General features: G+C 59.1%; 21 protein-coding genes, 6 tRNA genes and 1 rRNA gene. 8 read left to right on the forward strand and 20 right to left on the reverse strand.

The features are described from left to right. The first annotated feature begins 321 nt into the window (after window positions 1-321). The 3 genes from larE to E0E20_RS12885 are packed head-to-tail and all read left to right on the forward strand — an operon-like array spanning window position 322 to window position 2895. Entirely contained in the window at window positions 322-1251 is a 930-nt protein-coding gene (gene larE / locus E0E20_RS12875) for an ATP-dependent sacrificial sulfur transferase LarE (protein WP_130838590.1), read from the forward strand. Then, window positions 1248-2162 (forward strand): alpha/beta hydrolase, encoded by a 915-nt coding sequence (locus E0E20_RS12880; RefSeq protein WP_130838591.1) that lies wholly within the window; start codon window positions 1248-1250, stop codon window positions 2160-2162. Before larE ends, E0E20_RS12880 begins: the two co-directional genes overlap by 4 nt. Window positions 2163-2220: 58 nt before the next feature. Beyond that, window positions 2221-2895, forward strand: coding sequence for a histidine phosphatase family protein (locus tag E0E20_RS12885; RefSeq protein WP_130838592.1), 675 nt, complete (start codon window positions 2221-2223; stop codon window positions 2893-2895). Window positions 2896-2956: 61 nt separating this feature from the next. Here E0E20_RS12885 and E0E20_RS12890 read toward each other — a convergent pair whose 3' ends face one another. The 8 genes from E0E20_RS12890 to E0E20_RS12925 form a co-directional block, all read right to left on the reverse strand. After that, window positions 2957-3259: a hypothetical protein gene (locus tag E0E20_RS12890; RefSeq protein ID WP_130838593.1), complete on the reverse strand. Its 303-nt coding sequence runs from the start codon at window positions 3257-3259 to the stop codon at window positions 2957-2959. Between the two features lie 255 nt (window positions 3260-3514). Next, window positions 3515-5296: a hypothetical protein gene (locus E0E20_RS12895; RefSeq protein ID WP_130838594.1), complete on the reverse strand. Its 1782-nt coding sequence runs from the start codon at window positions 5294-5296 to the stop codon at window positions 3515-3517. A 28-nt stretch (window positions 5297-5324) separates the two neighbouring features. Continuing rightward, on the reverse strand, window positions 5325-6257 hold the full coding sequence (locus E0E20_RS12900; RefSeq protein WP_130838595.1) for an AAA family ATPase: 933 nt from the start codon (window positions 6255-6257) through the stop codon (window positions 5325-5327). A gap of 97 nt (window positions 6258-6354) precedes the next feature. Beyond that, window positions 6355-7995 (reverse strand): carbon starvation CstA family protein, encoded by a 1641-nt coding sequence (locus tag E0E20_RS12905; protein WP_130838596.1) that lies wholly within the window; start codon window positions 7993-7995, stop codon window positions 6355-6357. 140 nt (window positions 7996-8135) lie between these two features. Beyond that, window positions 8136-9143 carry a hypothetical protein gene (locus tag E0E20_RS12910; protein ID WP_130838597.1) on the reverse strand — a complete coding sequence of 336 codons (1008 nt, stop codon included), beginning with the start codon at window positions 9141-9143 and terminating at the stop codon, window positions 8136-8138. Between the two features lie 3 nt (window positions 9144-9146). Continuing rightward, entirely contained in the window at window positions 9147-9920 is a 774-nt protein-coding gene (locus tag E0E20_RS12915; RefSeq protein ID WP_130838598.1) for a pseudouridine synthase, read from the reverse strand. 6 nt (window positions 9921-9926) lie between these two features. After that, window positions 9927-10922 carry a glycosyltransferase family 2 protein gene (locus E0E20_RS12920; protein ID WP_130838599.1) on the reverse strand — a complete coding sequence of 332 codons (996 nt, stop codon included), beginning with the start codon at window positions 10920-10922 and terminating at the stop codon, window positions 9927-9929. Window position 10923: 1 nt separating this feature from the next. Then, on the reverse strand, window positions 10924-11748 hold the full coding sequence (locus tag E0E20_RS12925) for an HAD family hydrolase (RefSeq protein ID WP_242622799.1): 825 nt from the start codon (window positions 11746-11748) through the stop codon (window positions 10924-10926). Window positions 11749-11866: 118 nt separating this feature from the next. On the opposite strand from E0E20_RS12925, the gene E0E20_RS12930 reads away from it, so the two are divergent. Genes E0E20_RS12930 through E0E20_RS12940 form a run of 3 tightly spaced genes read left to right on the forward strand, consistent with a single transcriptional unit; the run spans window position 11867 to window position 13531 of the window. Then, window positions 11867-12460: a DJ-1 family glyoxalase III gene (locus E0E20_RS12930; RefSeq protein ID WP_130838600.1), complete on the forward strand. Its 594-nt coding sequence runs from the start codon at window positions 11867-11869 to the stop codon at window positions 12458-12460. Continuing rightward, window positions 12457-12957 (forward strand): CBS domain-containing protein, encoded by a 501-nt coding sequence (locus E0E20_RS12935; RefSeq protein WP_130838601.1) that lies wholly within the window; start codon window positions 12457-12459, stop codon window positions 12955-12957. Before E0E20_RS12930 ends, E0E20_RS12935 begins: the two co-directional genes overlap by 4 nt. Continuing rightward, the gene (locus E0E20_RS12940) at window positions 12947-13531 is read left to right on the forward strand and encodes a CYTH domain-containing protein (RefSeq protein WP_242622800.1); all 585 of its coding nucleotides are present in this window, start codon (window positions 12947-12949) and stop codon (window positions 13529-13531) included. The genes E0E20_RS12935 and E0E20_RS12940 overlap by 11 nt, the downstream gene beginning before the upstream one ends. A 236-nt stretch (window positions 13532-13767) precedes the next feature. Here the strand turns inward: E0E20_RS12940 and E0E20_RS12945 are convergent, their stop codons facing one another. From E0E20_RS12945 to E0E20_RS12965, 5 genes are all read right to left on the reverse strand, one after another. Further along, window positions 13768-16533 (reverse strand): glycoside hydrolase family 3 C-terminal domain-containing protein, encoded by a 2766-nt coding sequence (locus E0E20_RS12945; RefSeq protein WP_130838602.1) that lies wholly within the window; start codon window positions 16531-16533, stop codon window positions 13768-13770. An 8-nt stretch (window positions 16534-16541) separates the two neighbouring features. Further along, complete coding sequence (locus E0E20_RS12950) at window positions 16542-17237, reverse strand: response regulator transcription factor (RefSeq protein ID WP_130838603.1); 696 nt, start codon at window positions 17235-17237, stop codon at window positions 16542-16544. A 75-nt stretch (window positions 17238-17312) separates the two neighbouring features. Continuing rightward, window positions 17313-18830: a sensor histidine kinase gene (locus tag E0E20_RS12955; RefSeq protein WP_130838604.1), complete on the reverse strand. Its 1518-nt coding sequence runs from the start codon at window positions 18828-18830 to the stop codon at window positions 17313-17315. A gap of 226 nt (window positions 18831-19056) precedes the next feature. Then, the gene (locus E0E20_RS12960) at window positions 19057-19596 is read right to left on the reverse strand and encodes an NADH peroxidase (protein ID WP_130838605.1); all 540 of its coding nucleotides are present in this window, start codon (window positions 19594-19596) and stop codon (window positions 19057-19059) included. Window positions 19597-19647: 51 nt separating this feature from the next. After that, window positions 19648-20058, reverse strand: coding sequence for a Fur family transcriptional regulator (locus tag E0E20_RS12965; RefSeq protein WP_130838606.1), 411 nt, complete (start codon window positions 20056-20058; stop codon window positions 19648-19650). Between the two features lie 174 nt (window positions 20059-20232). Between E0E20_RS12965 and E0E20_RS12970 the strand changes: the two genes are divergently transcribed. After that, entirely contained in the window at window positions 20233-20712 is a 480-nt protein-coding gene (locus tag E0E20_RS12970) for an S-ribosylhomocysteine lyase (RefSeq protein ID WP_130838607.1), read from the forward strand. A gap of 98 nt (window positions 20713-20810) precedes the next feature. Then, complete coding sequence (locus E0E20_RS12975; protein WP_207302881.1) at window positions 20811-21509, forward strand: 5'-methylthioadenosine/adenosylhomocysteine nucleosidase; 699 nt, start codon at window positions 20811-20813, stop codon at window positions 21507-21509. Window positions 21510-21762: 253 nt separating this feature from the next. Here E0E20_RS12975 and E0E20_RS12980 read toward each other — a convergent pair. The 7 genes from E0E20_RS12980 to E0E20_RS13010 all read right to left on the reverse strand — a co-directional run. Beyond that, window positions 21763-21835: transfer RNA gene (locus tag E0E20_RS12980), tRNA-Phe, on the reverse strand. An 11-nt stretch (window positions 21836-21846) separates the two neighbouring features. Beyond that, a tRNA-Met gene (locus E0E20_RS12985) sits at window positions 21847-21920 on the reverse strand. Window positions 21921-22014: 94 nt separating this feature from the next. Next, window positions 22015-22096: transfer RNA gene (locus tag E0E20_RS12990), tRNA-Tyr, on the reverse strand. A 13-nt stretch (window positions 22097-22109) separates the two neighbouring features. Then, a tRNA-Thr gene (locus E0E20_RS12995) sits at window positions 22110-22182 on the reverse strand. 59 nt (window positions 22183-22241) lie between these two features. Beyond that, window positions 22242-22314 (reverse strand) — tRNA-Val (locus tag E0E20_RS13000). An 8-nt stretch (window positions 22315-22322) separates the two neighbouring features. Further along, window positions 22323-22396, reverse strand: a tRNA-Asp gene (locus E0E20_RS13005). Between the two features lie 53 nt (window positions 22397-22449). Continuing rightward, window positions 22450-22538, reverse strand: a 23S ribosomal RNA gene (locus E0E20_RS13010); the annotation flags it as partial.

Below are 22538 nucleotides of genomic sequence, written 5' to 3' on the forward strand. Positions count from 1 at the left end.
AGTGAGAACAGCCATCGCGGAGAGCTTGGGAAATACAGTGAGGTATTTCGTGCATCCATAGCAGATGGAACAGCCAGAAAGACGGCGGCCATTCGCTGGCATCTCTGGGATATATAGTTTTCAATGGGCAGGGTGCTTGATCTGACACTTACTGTCCTACAGTAACTTGACGCTATCGTCATTATATTTCCGTCGTGACAGACAGCGCGCTCTGCATTAAGATGAATCATGAGAAAGCTGCCATTTGGCGGCAGCGCACCGACATCATTCCGGATGGATGCCGCGGGAGAACCGTTTTCCCCAGCAGAAAGGACCGTTTCCATGACACGCACTGACTCCGTACATTCTCCGGCGCAGGCTCCCGAACCCCTGAAAAAAAGCGCTCCGGCGCAGGAAAGCCCGCTACCGGACGACGCTCTGCTCGCACGCTACCGCACTCTCAAGGAGCAGCTCCGCTCCCTCGGGAGCCTTGCCGTCGCTTTTTCCGGCGGCGTAGACTCCGCCTTTCTTGCGAGGGCTGCGCACGATGTACTGGGCGACCGCGCTGTCCTCATCACGGCGCGCGCCTCCTCTTTCCCTGCAAAAGAGCTGGATGAGGCGAAGCAGTTCGCTCTCTCCGAGGGGATCACGCAGTACGAGGTCGATTTTGACGAGTTTTCGGTCGGGGGCTTTGCGGAAAATCCCGAGAACCGCTGCTACCTCTGCAAAAGGGAGCTCTTTTCCCGCATCCTCGCGCTCGCCGCGGAAAAGGGCATCCCGCATGTCGCCGAGGGCTCCAATCTCGATGATCTGGACGATTACCGCCCCGGCCTCGCCGCCATCGCCGAGCTCGACGTCGAAAGCCCGCTCCGGGCGGCCGGGCTCACCAAAGAGGATATCCGCGCGCTCTCGCACATGCTGGGGCTCCCCACATGGGACAAGCCCTCCTTTGCCTGTCTCGCCTCGCGCTTTGTCTACGGCGAACGGATCACCCCGCAGAGGCTCCGCATGGTGGAGAATGCCGAGCAGTACCTCATGAAACTCGGCTTCCGTCAGCTCCGCGTCCGCATCCACGGCGGCAATATGGCCCGCATCGAGGTGCCGGAGGAGGCTCTCCCCGTGCTCTTTGCAAAGCGCGCCGCGGTTGCCGGGGAGCTCCGCAGAATCGGCTTCACCTATGTTACAATGGATCTCGACGGCTATCGGACGGGCAGCATGAACGAGACAATCGGCCGCACTGAATTTCGGGAGGAAAAACAAGACGCTCTATGATCACTTTGTTCCCCGGCATTCTTTTTTCGCTGCTTCTGATTTTTCTGGTTCTCCTGTGCGCGCTCTCTTTCCTGCTTGCCGCAAAGGTATCGCGTCCCGGCTGCAATTCCCTCGAAGAGATCCGCGGCCGTCTCATAAAGGCGGATCTCCTCGGCGATTTTGACGCGCTCCCGAAAGAGGAATATTCCGTCGGCTCCTTTGACGGCTGCGAGCTCCACACGATCTTTCTGCCCGCCGCAGTTCCAAGCGACCGCTATGTGATCTGCTCGCACGGCTACACCATCAACTATTACGGCAGCGTGCCCTACGCCCTGCTCTTTCACTCGCTGGGCTTTCACTGCGTCATCTATGACAGCCGGGGGCACGGCGGCAATCCGCGCACCGACTGTACCATGGGCGTCGTCGAATCAAGAGATCTGATCGCCCAGATCGAGGACTGCTTCCGCCGCCGCGGCCCGGATATCCGCATCGGACTACATGGCGAGTCCATGGGCTCCGGCCTCCAGATCATGGCGCTGCGGTACCGTCCGGACATCCGTTTTATCGTCAACGACTGCGGCTACGCCGATCTGGTGAACGTGCTCGCGGGGAAGCTCCGCTCCGAGATGAAACTCCCCGGCTGGCTCGTATATCCGGCCTCGCTGGCCTGTCGGCTCCGCTTCGGCTACTCGTTCACGGCCGTCCGGCCCATTGATCAGCTCCGCGATAACACCGTCCCGATCTGCTTCATCCACGGGGACCGCGACAGCTTCATCTCCTGCGAAAATTCCGTCCGGATGCAGGCCGTCACAAAAGGGCTTTCCGAGCTCCATCTCATCCCGGGCGCCGAACACGCGGAATCCCTCCTCACGGACCGGGAGAGATACCGCCGGATCGTCGAGACCTTTCTGCGGCGGATCGACATGCTGTGACGTAAAAAAGGCCCGATACGCTCCCATGCGGGAGCTGCTCTGCTAATTGAGGTTTGACATGAAATTATACTTGATACGGCACGGCGAAACCGACTGGAACGCCGCGAAAAAGGTACAGGGACAGAGGGACATCCCTCTCAACGAAAACGGCCGCCGCGCCGCCGCGCTGACCGGCCGCGCACTGCGGAATACAGAATTTGACAGAATTTACACAAGCCCGCTCTCCCGCGCAAGGGAGACCGCGGAGCTGATCCGCGCGGGAAGAAGCATCCCCCTTTTCACGGACGATCGGCTCCGGGAGATCGACTTCGGCCCCTATGAGGGCTGTGTGGTCACGGCGCTCCCTGAGAGCTTCCGCCTCTTCTCCGAGGCGCCGGAGCGCTATGAAGCGCCGGAGGGAGCCGAGAGCATCGAGGCGCTGGCGGCGCGCGCCCGGAGCTTTCTCCTTGAGGTGCTGGTCCCCGCCTCTCTTCTCCCGAACGCCCCGAAGCGGATCATGGTCGTCTCGCACGGCGCATGGGGCCAGAGCATGAAGCTGAATCTGCGCGGATGGCCCGTCTCGGATTTCTGGAAGCCCGGCTTCCCGAAAAACTGCTCCGTCAGCATCTTTGATATCCATGGACAGGAATACGAGGAGCTCGCCGACAACCGGATCTTCTACCCTCCGGATGAGGCCCCCACCCCGCTGTTTGCCTCCGCGGACGTGAAAAAGCCCCTGCCGGTCACGGAATAAAGCCCCCGACCAATCACGGGATAAAGCCCTCCGGCCGGCCACGGAATAAAAAAACCGCCGGTTACGGGATAAAGCCCTCCGGCGGCTCTGCGCCGCCCAGCAGCAGCTCTATGGCGCGGTACTGGTCTTTCGCCGCCACCTCCAGATGATAGACGATGCGCTGATCATCCTTATTGCGGTCCCCCAGATGCTGCCAGTCCGCGCTCTTCATGTGCGCGCCGCCCATCACGGGAAGCTCCTCGGTCGCCCATGTATTCACACGGATTCCTGCCGCCCGCAGCTTCTCTTCCTTTTCTTTCAGCTCCTTTTTGCTGTTCGTGTTGACCAGCGTCACCTTTTTCGCAAAGAGAAAAAACATTTTCATTCCCCCTGTTCTCCATCGCCCGTCATACTAATCCTCCATGCCGAAGCGTTCCTCAGCGAGGCACGCGCTGTAAGATCCGCGCAGGCGGTTTTACAGCTGCGATCAGGGCTATTTGGCTTCGACCCAAATAGCCGTGTGCAACATCTCTGCGCCAGCGCGCAGAGATGCGAGCCGCTTCGCGTCTCGTGCCGTCCCACTACGCAACTGCGCTTTTCGCTCACGGAGCAGATCAGCGCATCAGCGTGATTTTTCACACTATAACAACCGGATGCAGTCCGTCAGCATCGTCCCGACCGCCTCGGCAAACTGCTCCGGTCCGCGGATCCGGATGAAATCCGCGCCGTAGATCCGGCGAGCGTTCCCGAGCGCGGCGTCCCCGCCCGTAAACACATTCCGCACCGTGATGCCCGCCATTCTCGCCGCATGAACCTCGGCCGCCGCATCCTCGACCCCGAGCTCCCCGGTGTAATCCCGGCTGTTCCCCGCCGGCCCCTGCATGCCGGCCGCGTCGTTGGGGCTGCAGTCGCTGAGGATAATGAGGATCCGGTGCTCCGCCGAATTGTCCCTCATAAGCCCCGCCGCGAGGCGGACCGCCAGCCCGTCCCGGTTCGCCCCTGCCGTGAAATACCGGAAAATCTCCCGGTTCCGTCCCTTTTCATGATAGTCCCGGTAAATATTCAGCACAAGATACCCGCTCAGCGAACAGAAAGAGGACACGCGGACCGGAATCCCCGCCCTGTCAAGGCTCTCCGCGATCATATAACCCTGCGCCGACACCGTCTCCTGCCGGGGTCTCTGCGACGACGAGGCGTCCAGAAGAAGATCCACGGTCAGATTGCCGGCATCCTCGCGGGCCGTTTTTTCAAAGATCCGGTTATCGCCCAAATACAGTGCCCGCCAGACCCGCCCGCCGTTTAGCGTCCCCGTCTGTCCGCGCAGGGACCGCTCGTCAAGACGTGACAGCAGCGAGTTCCGGAGCCTTGCGGTCAGCCGCATGATCTGCACGCGAAAGACGCTCTCTCCCGCCCGGAACGACTGCTCGTTGTGCTCTCTCTGGCGCAGCGCCTCCTCCCGGAGCTTCCCCGCATAGCTCCTCCTTGTCTCGGACATCGCTCCGCCCGCCTCAGAATCTGCCTCTCCGCGCGTGATATGGAGCCTTATGCCCGCATGATTTCCGCAGCAGTATTCCCTTTGAAGCCGCGCCGTCTCGGCCTCGCCGGGAAGCGCTCTTCCGAAGCAGGCGGAGAGATATTCCCGGGAGCCGTCTCCTGCCTGCGCCGCACCGGCGGCAAACGCCGCGCGAAGACCGCTCTGATCCCAACGCGCGCTTCCGTACTCCGACACATGCTCTCCGTAACCGAAAGACAGCCGCCGCACCGGCCCCCGCGCCGCTCCCGGATCTCCGTCCGCGGGCGCTCTCTTACGCCTCCGCAGGGAGAGCCGGCGCAGAGGACTGCGAAAGCCCCTCCCGCCGGGAAGAAACCTCGGCCCGTACGGATCAAAGCCGAAGTATTTTTTCAGCGTCTCCGTAAGCCGCTCTATGATTTCTCCGGTGTCAGCCTCTCCGGAGAGCTCCAGAGCATCAAGAAGATGCACATCTACGAGATCCGGAAGCCCGGCGTCCCGCCCCAGCGCTCTCCGGAAGTGTCCGTAGGTGACGGCAAGAATCCTCTGCCCTGCCGCATCCTCCGAAATCTGCCCGGCAAGCGAGCCGATCCGCCGCTCCGCGTACCGCCTGCGAAGATACGGAAATACCGGCCGCATCGTCCGTTCCCGTTCAAAAACGGCATTCTCCAGCGCAAGCCAGAACAGACTCTCATAGCTCCCCTGATCCACCGTCTCGTGAAAGCTCGCGTAAAACCGCATCAGCGCCGCCCAGTCGTAATGCCGGTGGATCGCGCCGATCACGCTGTTCCAGTACACATCCGCGCGTCCCTCCTCATCGTAAACGCGGAAGCCGGTCTCGATCGTGTAGTCGTGCGCACTGTTCCATATGAAGTTTGCCGCCCGTTTTTTCTCAAATTCCCGTATTTCCATCCGCTGCCGCTCTCACTGCCCTGTCCGCTCAGGTTCTCTCAAAAAGCTCCTCTTTCCCCAGATCCCCGGGGAAACGGACCGCCAGAAGATCACTGACCAGACGGCGCTCATATTCCTCAAAGCACTTGTTCACTATGCCGAGCTCAAGCGCGCGCACCGCCGTAAGCCCGTGCTCCATCATGCGGATGGAGGCGAGCAGACCCCGCAGATCGAGCGCCCCCGCGGATATCTCGCCGCCCTCACACTTCCGGCGGATATCACTGAACAGCTGCGCAAACTGCTCCCGGTAATCCTGCCGCAGCGCCGGGTACTTGTCCCCTATCAGCTTTTGCAGGCTCTCCTCGGTAATAACCGGCATCTGAAGAATCATAAAGCGGGACGCCAGCGCCTCATTGATCTCCCGCGTCCCGGCATAGCCGTAATTCATCGTTCCGATAAAGCGCGCCGCCTCATGGAGCCTGACCCGTTCATAGCCCGGCACGTCGATGACCCGGCGGAAATCGAGCGTCGCATGCAGCACCGCCAGAGATTCGTTTCTGGCCATATTGATCTCATCCAGAACGCCGAAGCCCCCCTCCTCCGCGCAGCGAAGAACCGGCCCCCTGCGCAGCCGCACCGCGCCGTTCTCAAAGGTGTCCGTTCCGATCAGCGCCCCCGCATCCGTGTTGATGTAAAAGGAAATATCCCACTGCGGGCGGTTCATCGCCGCGGCAAGGCCCTGTGCGAGAACGTTTTTTCCCGTCGCCTTGGGCCCGACGAGAAGAAGATGCTCCCCGGCGAGCAGCGTCGTCAGCGCCTGCTCCCAGATTTCCTTTCCGTAATAGTGATACAGCGGCTCGGGAACCCGCCCCTGCATCTCTTCCCTGAGCTGATAAAAGCTGCGGAAATATTCCACCTCGGAGAGGATGTGCTCCGACACTCCCTCCCGGCGCAGAAAATCCAAAATATCCCTGCGGTCCATCGCGTCCTCCGATCCGGACGGGCAGAACGCCGCCCGTCCAAAAAAGCCGCCCGGCGCTGCTGCGCCGAACGGCTCTTCGTTCTGATTTTTCCTGCAATCAGGCCTTTTTCGCCTGCTGTCTGCCGTTCCAGATGCAGAAGCCGAGGTAGCATACCGTCCAGACCGCCGCCACCGCGTACGCCGCCGTCCACGACATCATCTCCCGGCCGGACTGCGTCGGATCGTGCACAAGAAACGCACAGGTCGCAAACGCATAGAAGCAGGCCGGAACCATCGGGATCCAGACAAACCTCGCCTTGCCCTGCTTATAGAGGTACGCCGCCACGCAGGCAAACGCGAACATGGAAATCATCTGGTTCGCCCAGCTGAAATATCTCCACAGCATGTTGAAGCCGTTGCTGTTGAACTTCGCCCACACAAGAATGATAAATACCAGCGCAAAGATCGGAACCGCAAGTCCCAGACGCTGCTTGTTGTTCTCCTGTCTGATATGCAGGGAATCCGCCAGCGTCAGCCGCAGCGCACGCAGCGCCGTATCTCCCGAGGTAATCGGAAGAATGATGACGCCGAGCAGCGCAATGGTGCCGCCGATGTTGCCCAGTGCATTGCGGCACAGAACGCCGGTCACCGCCGCCGCGCCGATCACATGATAGAACAGCCCGTTGTCGCCGGCAATGTAGGAGGCCTGCACCGCGCCGTCCACCACCGCCTTGTTCTCTGCGGCAAGCTGCAGATATTTGCTGCCCATCATGGACAGACCGCCCGCCTCTGCGCCGAGATTGATCATCGCCATGGTTCCTGCTGCCCAGCACATCGCGATGAAGCCCTCGACGAGCATCATGTTGTAGAACACCGTGCGCCCGTTCTTTTCGGACTCGATGGTGCGGGCGACCAGCGCCGTCTGCGTGCTGTGGAAGCCGGACAGAATACCGCAGGCGACCGTCAGGAAGAATACCGGAACAAAGTGGCTCGCATTGAAATAGTCGCCGTACCGGAAGCCCTTTTCCACGAGCTCGACCGCCGCGCCGTCCGCGCCGACGCCGGTGATCGCCGCGCCCGCCATGTTCCACGGCTCCCATATCTCATTCAGCGGGTAGCCCTTGGCAAAGATCGCGATGAAGATGCCGATGGCGGAAAAGATCAGGATCGCGCCGAAAATCGGATACACCCGGCCGATCAGCTTGTCGATCGGCAGAACCGTCGCGACGAGATAATACGCAAAAATCACAAGGTACACAATCCACGTGGTGGGGTCGGTCGGAGCTCCGGACCATTTGAACACCTGCGTGGTCGCGATGTCGCCGGGCGTATAGATGAACACCGCGCCGACAAGCAGAAGAAGAACACAGATAAAGATATCATAGAGCACATAAATCGCCTTGTTCGTATAGTTCTTTACGAAATCGGGCATCTGCGTGCCGCCGTCTCTCGTGCAGATCATTCCCGAGAAATAATCGTGCATGGAGCCGCCGATGACGTTTCCGATCGGAATCGCAAGAAAAGCCGCCGGTCCGAAGAGGATTCCCTGAATCGGTCCGAGTATCGGCCCTGTGCCCGCAATGTTCAGCAGATTGATCAGGCTGTTGCGCCATGTCTTCATCGGCACATAGTCCACTCCGTCCTGCCTCGCATACGCCGGTGTCTCCCGGTCGTCCGGAGCAAAGACGTTCTCGCAGAACTTACCGTAGCAGAGGCCGCCTCCGATAAGAATCACGAGACCAATGATAAATGTTAACATCCGGTCCTCCTTCCGGTCATAGCACTCTGTTTATGATACAGAATCCATATGACTTTCAATATTTAAGTGATATCATATCGCGAATCCGGGCCTGTTTCAATCGAATAATTTTATAAATTATTTATAATCTTATCTTTTGTTTATATTTTCGGGTCGTCGCAGCAGGTAAACAGCGGCTTGATCGTCACCACCTCGCGGTAATCGTCCCCGGTGAGCACCACGCCGGAATCCAGAGAGCGCAGCTCCTCCTCGAGAACCGCGAGCGCCTCCGGAATGGTTTCCGTCCTCTCCTCCTGCACAATCCGGATGAGCCGGTCGCATACATACGGATGGGCGTAGCAGGCCGGCAGGGGAAATTCCGGAGCGTCCCCAAGCGCCTGCTCCATCGCCGCAAGCGCCTCCTCATACTCGCGCTTTCTCCGCTTCCGGTCCGTCATCCGGCTCGGGAGCGCCCGGCTGTTCACCATGACCGCCATGAGCATGATGCCGAGCAGCGCGGCGACAAGGCCCCTCCCGCTCCGCTCCGCGTACATCCGGTACAGCCCCAGAAGCGACAGCGCCGCCCCGGCCGCAAGAACCGACAGAGCGATCCTCGGATAAACCGGGCGGATATTGTCCGCCCGCCGCTTCAGCTTCGCCATGGCTGCCAGCCTCTCATAGAGCACCGGCTGCCGGCACACGGTCCATCGGGCCTTTTCAAGCTGCCTGCGGGCCTGCTTTCCCGCCTCTGAGAGCTCATTTGCCGCAATTTTTGCCGCAAGCGCCTCCCTCTCTTTCTGCCGCGCCTCGCCCGCCGGACTGAGAAGACAGATGCCGGGATGGCGGCGCTCCAGCTCGTTCTGCATCCCGTCGCAGTCCCGGAGATAGCGGAACGAGCACTGCTGCTCCCGGCCCCCGTCGTAGCGCACGACCAGATAGAGAATCGGGGCAAGAAAGCCCCGGCCGCCCAGACGGCTTGCGGCCACCCGCTTGTAGACGTGCGATACCGCTTCATACGGAATGTAATATCTGCGGGGATGCATGACGCTCCCCATATAGATCGCCCGCTCGCCCAGCCCGCACTGATCGTAGCGCCGGCATTTTCGGCGGTCGGCGATGAGCTCCTCTTTCGTAAGCGTTTTTTCACTCAATGCAATCGGCATTCTCATAGCTTAAGCATCCCCGTCTGCTTTCTTTCCCGCGCGGGCGATCTCACGGAGCGCATCTCGCTCCGCCTCCGAGAGCGACCGAAAAGTTCCCGGGAGGAGCGCGGGATCCAGACGGAGCGGGCCCATCGACAGGCGCTTCAGAGAAACGACCGTTTTTCCCACCGCCTCAAACATTCGTTTCACCTGATGAAACTTGCCCTCCTGCAGCGTGACAAAAACGCGGCAGGGCTCCGTGACCGAAAGCTCGAGCTTTGCCGGCATTGCCGTGAGGGCGGCGTCCACCCGGAGCCCCTCCTCGAAGCGCGCGGCGTCCTCCTCCGTCGCGGGGCGGTCAAGCCAAGCCTCATAGACCTTCTCCACATGGCGCTTCGGCGCAAGAAGAGCATGTGCCAGTCCGCCGTCGTTCGTAATCAGCAGCAGCCCCTCCGTATCCCGGTCAAGCCGTCCCGCCGGAAAAAGATCCCGCCGCATGCCGCCCCCGCCTGCCCCTGCGCCGGCATCCGCCATATTCTCAGGGATCATCAGATCGAGCACCGTGGGCTGGCGGCGATCCTCCGTCGCCGTGAGGACGCCAGCCGGCTTGTTCAGCATATAGTATTCAAATTCCTGATAGAAGATGCGCTCGCCGTGCCACAAAACCTCATCCTGCGCGCTCACCGGCGTGTTCGGCCGACGGACCGTCTCGCCGCCTACCGTCGCCGCACCGTCCCGTATTTCCCTTCCCAGAGCACTTCGCGAGCCGAGTCCCATATCCGCAAGAAACTTATCCAGACGCATGCCGCCTCATCCTTTATAATGCCGCTTCGACGGCTCCCATGTGCGTTCACTGATGATATAGCGGGGGCGCTGCTTGGTTTCCATATAGATCTTGCCCACATACTGCCCGATCACGCCGAGACTGAGGAGCTGTATCCCGCCGAGGAAGCAGATGATGCACACCGTCGACGCCCAGCCGGCCACCGCGCGGGAGGCCATCGTCATGATGAGCGCCCAGAGTATCCCGATGAAGCCGACCACACTGACGGCAAAGCCGAAGCCGGTGATGACGGCGATCGGCCGCACCGACAGGCTCGTAACCCCGTCAAAGGCCAGCGCCACCATCTTCCCCAGCGGATAATGGCTTTTGCCTGCCATCCGTTCCGCCCGCTCATAGCTCACCTGCGCGCTCGGGTACCCCACCAGCGGAATGAGTCCCCGCAGGAAAATGTTCACCTCATGAAAATCCGCAAAGGAATCCAGCACGCGGGAGCTGATCAGGCGGTAATCGGCGTGATTGAAAACCAGCTCCGCCCCCATCCGGTTCATCAGGCGGTAGAAGCCCTCCGCCGTAAAGCGCTTGAAAAAGCTGTCGGTATCCCGCTTCGACCGGACGCCGTAAACCACCTCCGCGCCCTCAAGATATGCGTCGACCATCTCGCCCATGGCCGTGATGTCGTCCTGCCCGTCGCAGTCGATCGAGATGGTGATGTCCGTTTTCTCCCGCGCCTCCATGAGGCCGGCAAGCACTGCGTTCTGATGCCCGCGGTTGCGGCTCTGTGAAATGCCGATAAAATGCTCGTCCCCAGCCGCCAGATCCCGGATGATCTCCCATGTCCGATCCCGCGAGCCGTCGTTGACAAACAGAATGCGGCTCTTCCCGGAGACCCGTCCCGTATTCATGAGCTCCGCAAGCTCTTTCCGGAACAGGGGCGCCGTGACGGGGAGCACAGCCTCCTCGTTATAACACGGAATAACAATCCACAGAATCGGTTTTCCCACCGCTGCTTTCTCTTCCTGCATATCAATCCTCCATGCCGAGAACGATCCTGCGGACGTCCTCCGCGCTCTCCGCGAGAAGCTCCGCCCCGTGCGCCCGGAGAAACGCAGCGCCCCGGAAGCCCCACGCGCAGCCGATGCAGGGCAGGCCCGCATTCGCCGCGGTCTCCAGATCGACCTCCGAATCGCCGATATAGACCGCCTCTTCCCTGCGGATTCCGAGCGCCGCAAGCGCCTTTTCCGTCATATCGGGCGCAGGTTTTCTCCGGATTCCCGCCTGCTCCCCGACCGCGAGATCAAAAAGTCCCTCAAAATAATCCTGCGCCAGCTTCTTCACCGCCGCGTCAGGCTTGTTCGAGACCACCGCCGTGAGAATGCCCCGCTCCCGGAGCGCACGGATCATCTCACGGATCCCGGGGTAGCTGTCCGTCCGGACGTCGCAGTGCGTCTCATAATACGGAAGAAAGACGTTCCGCACGCGATCCGTCTCCGCCGCGTCAAAGGAACGAGAAAGCTCCGTTTCCGCCGCGCCCTGCCGGGCCGCCAGCCCCCGCCGTTCCTCGTCAAAGGCACGCCCGATCGCCGTGCGGATGCCGCTTCCGACAAAGCCGCGCACCTGCTCCTCCGTGTAGTCATGACGATGGCCGGTTTCACGCATGGCGTAATTCAGGGCATCCGTAAGATCGCCCGCCGTGTTGAGTATCGTGCCGTCCATGTCAAACACTGCCGCTCTGCAACGCATATCCTCCGGTTCCCTTTGCCTTTCCCGCCGCGCCCGGCTCGTCTTTATTCCATCCGCTATCGTTCTGTCAATTATAAGAAAAGCCCCGTCTGTTTTCAAATAATTCATAAAGCTTTCATCAACTGACAACGGTTTCCCGCTATAATATAAAGTAAGTTCATGCTCCGCCGGCCGCTCCGGCGCCGGGCAGACTCCACACGGAAACCTTTGCAGGGAGGAATTGCATATGAGCGACTTTCATCAGAAAACAGACAAAAAAACCGCCGTCTTTCTGGCGGACGGCAGCGAAGAAATCGAGGCTCTCACCGTTGTTGATCTTCTGTACCGCGCAGGGATCCCGGTGCAGACCGTATCGGTGAACAAAACACCAGAGGTCCTTTCGTCGCACGGCGTCCGCATCATCGCCGACACTACCGTCGACCGGCTGAATTTCGACGAGCTCGACATGCTCGTGCTCCCCGGCGGCATGCCCGGCACGACCAATCTGCAAAACTGCGAAACGCTGATCCGGGAGCTCCGCCGTTTCTTTGCGGAGGGCCGCCGGATCTCAGCCATCTGCGCCGCGCCGACGATCCTCGCGGGGCTCGGCATGCTGGAGGGAAAACACGCCACCTGCTTCCCCGGACAGGAGAGCAACATGGCGGGAGCCGTTCTGACCCGTGAGCCCGCCACCCAGGACGGCAATATCATCACCGGCCGCGGCATGGGCTGCTCCATCCCCTTCGCGCTGAAAATCGTCAGCCATTATCTCGGCAGCGAGGCAGCCGACACATTGGCCGCGCAGATTGTATACACTCCGGGGAGGGCTTCGGCATCGTGAATATTCTGTTTTTCCTGACCCCGAAAATTGAGGTCAATTTTGTCTATGACACGGACACGCTCCGGCAGGTCATGGAAAAAATGGACGCCCATCAGTTTGCGTCCGTCCCGATCATCAATGAGCGCACCGGCTACTACTGCGGCACGCTCACCGAGGGCGATCTGCTCCGCGCCATCAAGGAACACTACGACCTCTCTCTGAAAAAGGCCGAAGATATCCCGCTGATGAGCATTGCCCGCCGCCGCGACTATCTTCCGGTGCGGGCCGACGCTGCAATCGAGGATCTGATCCACGCCGCCACTTCGCAGAACTTTGTCCCCGTAACCGATGACAGCGGTGCATTCATCGGCATCGTCACCCGCAAGGATCTGATGCAGTTCCTCACCCGGAGTCTTCATCTTGCCGAAAAAGAACGGGATGCGCTGCGGGACGGAGAAAAGAGCGCGGAGCCCGCGCCGAGGCCGCGCGCCGTCCGGGAGCTGGTCTATGGAAATTGAGCGCAAATTCACCATCCTCGGGCCGAACAGGCTTCCCTGTTCCCTCCGCTTGCTGGCAAAGCATGTCATCATGCAGGGCTATCTCTCCGTATCGCCGGTGGTGCGCGTCCGCCGGGAGGATACGCGGTATTATCTGACCTGCAAGGGCTCCGGCATGCTCTCGCACGAGGAGTATAACCTGCCGCTCACCGAAGAGGCCTGCGAAAGGCTTCTCCGCAAGGCCGACGGCAACGTAATCTCCAAAACGCGCTATCTCCTGCCGCTTGCCTCTCCCCGCTTTGCGGAGGGCTATTCTCCGGCGGCGGACCCGGAGGTTCCGGAAGCCTTTTCCGGTCTTACCGCCGAAATCGATGTGTTTGACGCGCCGTTTCAGGGCCTTGTCATCGCGGAGGTCGAGTTTCCCTCGCTCCCGATGGCTGAGAGCTACCTCCCGGAGGACTGGTTCGCAGAGGAGGTGACGCAGGATCGCCGCTTCCATAATTCTTTTCTCTCCGCGGCGGCAAATCCCGCGGAGCTTCTGGCGGAGCTCCGCAGAACCGGAGCCGGCGCCGGAGCGGGAGCCCCGGATTGGTGATCTCTCCAGCCGCCCTGCATGGCGTCCTCATCCATCGCTCCGCCGTTGTTTGTCACCCGTCCCTCAAACGTGCCGCCGTTGATATGCCCGAAGCTACGGTTATTCACATTGCCCTGAAAGCTGCCGCCCGTGATTGTTCCGCCGTTCTCCACCTTGCCGTGGAATGTTCCGTCTTCAATCGTTCCGGCATTGGTGACCGGCCCCCGGAAGTCGCCGTTTTCCACAGCCGATACCGCTTACGCCGTTTCCTCTTTCACAAGCCGGATGCCTGCGACCGAAAGACCGCTCTGTGCAAAATAGATTCTGATATAATTCGAGAGCTGCAGGCTGGAGTCAAAGACAAGCTCTCTCGTAACGCTCCCGCCCTCTGTTCCGTTGACCGTAAAACTGCCCTTGATCGTATTGTTGACATAAACGGCGACCGAACTCTGCGCCAGCTCCCCCAGCTCCGAGCGAAGCGTGAAGATCATGCGATAGCTCCCGGATTCGGGGATGCGAACGCTGTATATATTGGCGCTCCCGCCCTGCGTGACAAGGCCCGAGGCATCGAGCTCGCAGCCCCCTGCCTCGCAGACCGCCTCCGGCTGCGGGTACACCGCTCCCATTTCCGTCTCCGGGCGGTTCCTCTCCTCAATTTCATCCGTCTCACCGAGCAGAAAATCCATCGCCGGCATGTTCATGAGCACGCGGCATATATTCGCCGCGCTCCGCACCAGCTCTCCCCGCGTGAAGACGCCGGATGAAAGCCCCGCCGCCGCGTTATCCCCCGGCATGCCCGTCTCCGCATCATTGACCACCATATAGAGGTCATTCTGCGCGCGGATCATCTGCGCCGTAAACGTGCGGCTGAGCCCGCCCGCATCGTCGCTGATCTCCGCCCACCAGTCCGTCATCACAATCCCGGCATAGCCCCACTCGCCGCGGAGAACCGCCGTATTCAGATCATAATTTCCTGCCGTCCATATCCCGTTCAGAGGGCCGTAGGTCGTCATGATGCTGTATGCGCCCCCCTGCTTCACCGCGATCTCAAATGGCTTCAGATAAATCTCCCGGAGCGCACGCTCCGAGACAACAGGGTTCGCGCGGGAGCGCTTCGTCTCCTGATTGTTGCAGGCAAAGTGCTTGATCGTTCCCGTCGTTCCGCTCCGGTGCATCGCCAGAAGCTCTGCCGCCGCCATCGTCCCGGTCACATAGGGATCCTCGGAGAAATATTCAAAATTACGCCCGTTCAGCGGGTTCCTGTGAATGTTGATGCCGGGCCCGAGCAGCGTATCGATATGATTCATCCGCAGCTCTCTGCCCACATATTCATAGAGCTGCGCCGTCAGCGCGGTGTTAAAAGAACAGGCGATCGCCGTGCCCGATGGGCTGCTGAACGCCATGGTTCCGCTGTCCATGCGGATGCCGGAGGGTCCGTCCGCGCAGGCAGCCACCGGGATTCCGTAGCCTTTCAGAGCCTCTGTCACACCGCCGAATGCCGCCGCCACACCCGGCGTAACTTTCGGGGAGCACATCCCCTCGCCGCGTGTGATCGGAATCAGCTCCTCATCCGGAATCTGCGCGAGAAACTCCTCCATCGAATATCTTCCCCCGCGGACATCCGCAAGGCGGATTCCGCGGTCGCCCGTGCAGGCTTCGGCCTCCGGCCTGCGCTCCGCGATCCTCTTTGCCGCGGAGGACATCCTCGCCGCCACGCGCTCATAGCCGATCTCCGGCCTGTCCGCATCCGGATCGCCGGCTATGATCATGCGATCAAACGGCCTTGCCGGCGCGCAGGCCTCCTCGAGCTGCTCTGTGACGCGGAGAGCATGGGCTGTGTACTTTCCGGCATAGGCGGCGCGGCGCACATCACTTCCGACATAAATTTTGTAGCTGCCGGCTTCCAGCACCCATGCGGAGCGGCGGCCGGTCGCCCCCGTGTCGTCGTAGGCGCTCATCTCCTCCACCGAAAATACAAAGCGAAGCTCCTGCTCCTCCCCCGGCTCAAGGCACTGTGTTTTTCCTAAGCGGATAAGATTCCTGCGGGGCCTCGTGAGCGCGCCCTGCGGCGGCTGATAGTAGACCTGAACGACCTCCTTGCCGGGACAGCTCCCGGTGTTTTTCACCGATACGCCAAGGCGGATCTCCTCTCCGACCGCCGCAAAAGCCGTCGTCCGCATGGCAAAGCTCGTATAACTGAGGCCAAAGCCAAAAGGATAGAGCACCCTGTCTTTCGCAAAGGTCTCAAAATAGCGGTAGCCCACATAGATATCCTCGGCGTAGACATTCTCCGCCGGATCACCGAAATGCGCGGTTGAAGGGTAGTCTTTGATATCCTCCGCAATCGTGTCAGACAGTCTTCCGCTGGGACTCACCGTGCCGGTCAGCAGATCGGCCGCCGCGTTTCCGCCCTCCTGACCGCCCTGCCAGATATACATAACCGCCTGCGGACGGTACTCCGCCACCCAGCTCATGTCCATGATGCTACCGACATTGAGCAGCACAACCGTGCGGCGGAACGCCCCGCAGACAAGGCGAAGCATATTCCGCTCCGCCGGGGAGAGAAGATAGCTCCCCTCCGCATACACCGCATCCCGGTCCTCGCCGGCTGATCGGCCGATCACGACAATCGCCGTCCCGGAGACCGCCGCCGCTTCCGCAACGAGCTCTTCCGTCAGCGGCATCTCCTGCTGCGAAAACGGCTCCTGCGCCCAGCCCGGGCCCTTATCAAAGGGGTGCTCCGCAATCCATGAAAGGTACCGCTCGCGGAGCGCCTCATTGATGCGAACCTTTCCGCTGCGGCAAAGCCCCTCCGGAATCGAGACGACATAGGGCGCGTTGACCATGCCGCCGGATCCCGTCCCGCTCTTATAATATTCAAACGAGCAGCGCCCGAAGAACGAGACGCACTCGTTCTCCCGAAGCGGAAGCGCCCCATCCTCATTTCTAAGAAGCACAGCTCCCTCCGCCGCCATCTGGCGCGCCCGCGCTGCATACTCCTGCCAGTCAAATACAAATCTCATACACGCCCTCACATCCTGAACCGGTAGCCCACGCCCCATATCGTCTCGATATACTGGGGCTTCGAGGTATCATACTCGATTTTTTCACGAATCTTCTTGATATGCACCGTGACCGTCGCTATGTCCCCGATGGAATCCATGTCCCAGATCTCGCGGAAGAGCTCCTCCTTGGAGTAAACATGGTTCGGATGCTCTGCGAGAAAGGTCAGAAGATCAAATTCCTTTGTCGTGAAATTTTTTTCCGTTCCGTCGACAAAGACCCGCCGCGCCGTCTTGTCAATCCGGATTCCCCGGATCTCCACAATATCGTTCTCCGGCTGGCCCGCTCCCACAAGACGCTCATAGCGCGCCAGATGCGCCTTAACCCGCGCCACCAGTTCGCTCGGGCTGAACGGCTTCGTCATATAGTCGTCAGCTCCCAGCCCCAGCCCCCGGATCTTGTCAATATCGTCCTTGCGGGCGGAAACCATGAGGATCGGCAGATTTTTTTTCTCCCGCACCCGGCGGCACAGCTCGAAGCCGTCGATTCCCGGAAGCATCAGATCCAAAATCATCAGGTCGAACTCTTCATGGAGCGCGGCGTCCAGACCGGCTTCCCCGTCGCTGCGGATCTCCACCTCAAACTCGCTGAGCTCAAGATAATCTTTCTCCAGCTCCGCAATCGCCTCCTCATCCTCTACAATCAATATTCTCTTCTTTGCCATATGCTTACCTCCCTGTCCGGCCGCTCATATGGCCGGGCGCTCTCCCCAGCGGCAAAATTCCGGCCATATTCATTCTCATTCGGTATCGATCACTTCCGCCTGCGCTTCCACACTCTCGTCCTGATCCGTGTTTTCGCGATACTTGCGGAGAACAAAGTGCATGCAGGTACCCTCCCCCTCCCGGCTGGTCGCCCAGATATACCCGCCATGATCCTCTATGATTTTCTTGACGATGGAAAGGCCGATGCCGCTTCCCCCCTGCGCAGAATTGCGCGATGAATCCGTGCGGTAAAAGCGGTCGAAGATCTGCGGCAGATCCCGGGCGGAAATTCCCTTGCCGTTATCCTCGATTTCAATGCGGATGGAATCCTGCTCATCGAGTATCCGGATATCAATTCGTCCTTTCGGCTTATCCATGTATTTCACACTGTTGCCGATGATGTTGTTGACGACGCGCCGGAGCTGCTCGGGATCCGCGATGATGCGGGTATCCGGCGGGACAAGATTCGAGTAGTTGAGCTCCGTCCCCCGGGACTCCATGTCCATCCCGATCTCCTCTACACAGTCGCCGAAATATTCTGCAACGTTGATGCGGTGGAAGTTGTAGGGGATTCTGTCGCTGTCGATGCGCGAGTACAGCGTCAGCTCGTTGATCAGGCGGTCCATCTCGTTGGCCTTGCTGTAAATCGTCTGGAGGTATTTCGACTGCTTCTCCGGCGTATTGGCCACGCCGTCCATCAGCCCCTCCACATAGCCCTTTACCGAGGTGATCGGCGTTTTCAGATCATGGGATATGTTCCGGATCAGCTCCCGGTTCTGCTTCTCGTGTTCCAGCTTCTCGTCGGCGGATTCCTTGAGGCGCAGGCGCATATCCTCATAATTCTGGTAGAGGTCGCCGATCTCTCCATTCTCCGTCGTCGGCAGCATATACGTCAGATTGCCGTCCCGGATGTTCCTCATCGCGACGTTCAGGCGGCTGACCGGTTCGATCACCCCTTTCTGCAGCCATTCGATCAGAAACAGGGCCGTAGCCAGCAGCACAATAATCATCGCCAGCAGCATGCTCACCAGAAACTTGTGCGACACCAGCGTGATCACCCGTGTAATGATGAAAAGGCTGCCCTCCGCGCCGTCCGCAAACAGAAAATCGAGCTGCTTGACCAGTTCGTCCGCGCTCCCCATATAGTAGCCGTAGGTTCCGATCCCGGATGAACCGCTGTATTCCGGAAGCTGATCAAAAATCTCCTGCGCCGCCCCCTCATTGCCTGTGTAATAGATTTCCGCTCCGCGCCGGACAAGAATAAAGGAATTTCTGTCCTGCAGCTCCTCGGTAATCCCGGCCAGATATTCCCTGTCCTCCAGCACATCCGGGTCGCGGCCGATATCCTCGTACACGCGCCGCAGAATCGAGTCGGTCATCTCCCCATAAGCCTGAAGATTATCCGTGAGCTCGGAATAATCCCGCAGGCGGAGCGTCGCTTCCCCTGTGCTCGTCAGATAATTGCCGATCACAATAAAGCTGATTGAGGTCAGAAACAGCGGCACCAGAAGAACAATGGAAAATGCCACAACCAGTCTGCGCTTGAAGGTCATACGCCAGCCCCCTGATATTCTGTCAGCTACGCGGACGGCCGCCCGGCGCGTCCGTTTTTTTATTATAGCACGCTGCCCCGGAACGCCAAAAGAGCCGGGGAGTAAAGTACTCCCCGGCTCTCATATTCCGCACAGCTCTATTATGCTCTCTGCCCCCGCGTCTCTGCTCCGCTTTGGCTTTCAGAAACGCCCACGCAGAGCGGCCCGTCTGTCAGACTGCCGCAGCTCAGCCGAAATATCTCTCATAGAGACCCTTGAACGCCTTGCCGTGTCTCGCCTCATCTCGGGCCATCTCATGCACGGTGTCGTGGATCGCATCGAGATTCGCCGCCTTGGCTCTCTTGGCCAGATCGAACTTGCCGGCCGTCGCGCCGTTCTCCGCCTCAATTCTCATGGCAAGATTCTTCTTGGTGGAATCCGTCAGCACCTCTCCGAGCAGCTCCGCGAACTTGGATGCGTGCTCCGCCTCCTCATAGGCTGCTTTCTCATAGTAGAGGCCGATCTCGGGATAGCCCTCTCTGTGCGCGACACGCGCCATGGCAAGGTACATGCCGACCTCGGAGCACTCTCCGTTAAAGTTGGCACGGAGATCCTCCATGATGTCCTCGCTGGCTCCCTGCGCAACACCGACCACGTGCTCGGCAGCCCATGTCATCTCGCCCTCCTGCTTTGTGAACTTCTCAGCCGGAGCGCCGCATACCGGGCACTTCTCCGGTGCCTGCTCGCCCTCATAAACGTAACCGCATACCTGACATACGAATTTCATAGTTCTTCTCCTTTTTGTGTAAGATGTAAGATGATAATTGATGAATGAAAACTACTGCACTTTTTCTTTCTGCTCTGACTGCTTTTTCAGACAGTCCTCGCAGACCCCGTAAAAATACGCGCTGTACCCGGTAATCCTGCCTCTGAAATTCTCGGCCGCAATGTCCTTTACCAGATCGATGCTCTTCATATCCAGATCCTGCACACAGCCGCAGCTCTGACAGACGAAATGGTTATGCTCCGATATGTCCGGATCAAAATGAATCACGCCGTCCCCGACGTCCACCGTCCGTATGAGCCCCGCATCTCTGAGCACCATCAGATTGCGGTACACCGTTCCGAGGCTGATATTCGGGAGCTTCTCCCGCACGCCGAGATAAATCAGATCGGCCGTCGGGTGATCCGTGCGCCCCTGCAGGAAATCATAAATGGCGTCGCGCTGCCTGCTGTGCTTCCGAATCATTCAGCCTCCTTTTCAGAATTAGTAACCGTTACTGATATTGATTATAGCAACTATCCCGCTCCTGTCAAGCAGATTCCGCCTTTTTATTTTTCTTTTTTGGCGTATAATAAACCGGAATGACAAAACACAGCTTTTTCGCTGTACCTGCCGCCATCCGCAGGCAGAAAGGAAAATATGGAAAAAATCATGAGCTTTACCATTAATCATCTGCTCCTTACGCCGGGCATCTACGTCTCCCGCAAGGATCATTACGAAAATGCGGTGATCACCAGCTTTGATCTGCGCATGACCGCCCCGAACCGGGAGCCCGTCATGAATACGGCAGACATGCACACCATTGAGCATCTGGGAGCCACCTACTTAAGAAACGATCCCGAATGGCAGGATAAAATTGTTTATTTCGGCCCCATGGGCTGCCGCACCGGCTTCTATCTGCTGCTCGCAGGAGATCTCAGCTCCTCCGACATCGTTCCGCTGGTCACCGGAATGTTTGAATTCATCCGGGATTACGAGGGCGATATCCCCGGCGCGGCTGCCCGTGACTGCGGCAACTATCTGGATCAGAATCTGCCCATGGCAAAATGGCTCGCCGCCCGCTATCTCGACAACACCCTGTACGGTATCAGCGAGGAGCACCTCGTCTATCCCGAATAAAACACCCTTACCGGCATAGGATTCAAATACTCCGCAGCAAGCTACGGGGCATGATCTGGCATGAATAAAAACTCAATACACAAGAGGTTATCTACAAGATGATGAAAATCGGAATTATCGGCGCAATGGCCGTTGAGGTCGCCGCGCTTAAGGAAAAGCTCCAGAACGCCCGAACGGAGCGCGCGGCCAATATGGAGTTCTCCGAGGGACGCCTTGGGGAAACCGAGGTCGTACTCGTGCAGAGCGGCGTGGGCAAGGTCAACGCAGCCCTCTGCGTCCAGCTTCTCGTCGACCGCTTTCACGTGACGCATGTTCTCAATACTGGCGTTGCCGGTTCGCTCAACAACGATATCAACATCGGCGATATCGTCGTCTCTGCGGACGCCTTGTATCACGATGTGGATGCTGCGGTATTCGGCTATCAGCCCGGCGAGCTTCCTCAGATGGGAATTCTTGCCTTTCCCGCAGATGAGACACTCCGATCGCTTGCGGCGGCATCCTGCCGGAATGCAGCTCCGGATATTCAGGTCTTTGAGGGCCGCATTGCCAGCGGCGATCAGTTCATCAGCAGCCGGGAAAAAAAGAATTGGATCCGGGAAATGTTCCATGCAGACTGCACGGAGATGGAGGGGGCCGCCATTGCACAGGCTGCATGGCTCAACCATATCCCTTTTGTGATCATCCGCGCCATCTCCGACAAGGCTGATGAGAGCGTCGCCGTCTCCTACGATGAATTTGAAGCCAAGGCCGCTGTTCACTGCGCACAGCTGGTCGAACAGCTGATCACCTCGCTGTAACGGCTCTCATGGCTGTTTCCTGCACGCGAAACGAACGACTGTGCAGCGAACATCCGTCCCGTCTTCCGCGGGCTTGGCCAGCAAAAACACCGGACTGTTGTATGTGCAACAGCCCGGTGTTTTCATTCAATAATTACAGGGTTACAGGCCACAAAAGACACAAAAAAACTGAGGACACAGCCTCAGCGACAAGAATCAGATAAACAACCGATATATCCGCGCTATTTCAAAATACATTTCAGAAAAGAAAAAGTGCCCAGAACCGGAATCGAACCAGTGACACAGGGATTTTCAGTCCCTTGCTCTACCAACTGAGCTATCTGGGCATTTTTCTGAGTAGCGGGGACAGGATTTGAACCTGCGACCTCCGGGTTATGAGCCCGACGAGCTTCCAGACTGCTCTACCCCGCGTTATTGGCACATAAGCCTGTGGCTATATGCGTATGACTCTGACACAACAGGCGTATCAGAATGTACTGACGACCGCAGCAGAACCGCAGTCAAGTGGATGGGGATGGATTCGAACCATCGAAGGCATAGCCAGCAGATTTACAGTCTGTCCCCTTTGGCCACTCGGGAACCCATCCATGATATATAACAAGCCGATGATCGGACTCGAACCGATAACCTGCTGATTACAAATCAGCTGCTCTGCCAATTGAGCCACATCGGCAAATCGAAACCACCGGACTTACAAAGCGATCAGAGCTATCGTTCAGCTGAAATTGCGAATGGGGCCTACAGGGCTCGAACCTGTGACCCTCTGCTTGTAAGGCAGATGCTCTCCCAGCTGAGCTAAGACCCCATAATAAACGACCCGGATGGGACTCGAACCCACGACCTCCGCCGTGACAGGGCGGCGTTCTAACCAACTGAACCACCAGGCCAATTTACTGAGACCATTGTACCCTCAAAACCGAACCAGAGCAAGGCACATCCAAAGGATAAGCGTCCGACCGATTAGTACCTGTCAGCTGAACACATTGCTGTGCTTACACCTCAGGCCTATCTACCTCATACTCTCTAAGG

This window comes from Lachnoclostridium sp. Marseille-P6806 (assembly GCF_900625025.1).
Lineage (GTDB): Bacteria > Bacillota > Clostridia > Lachnospirales > Lachnospiraceae > CAG-791.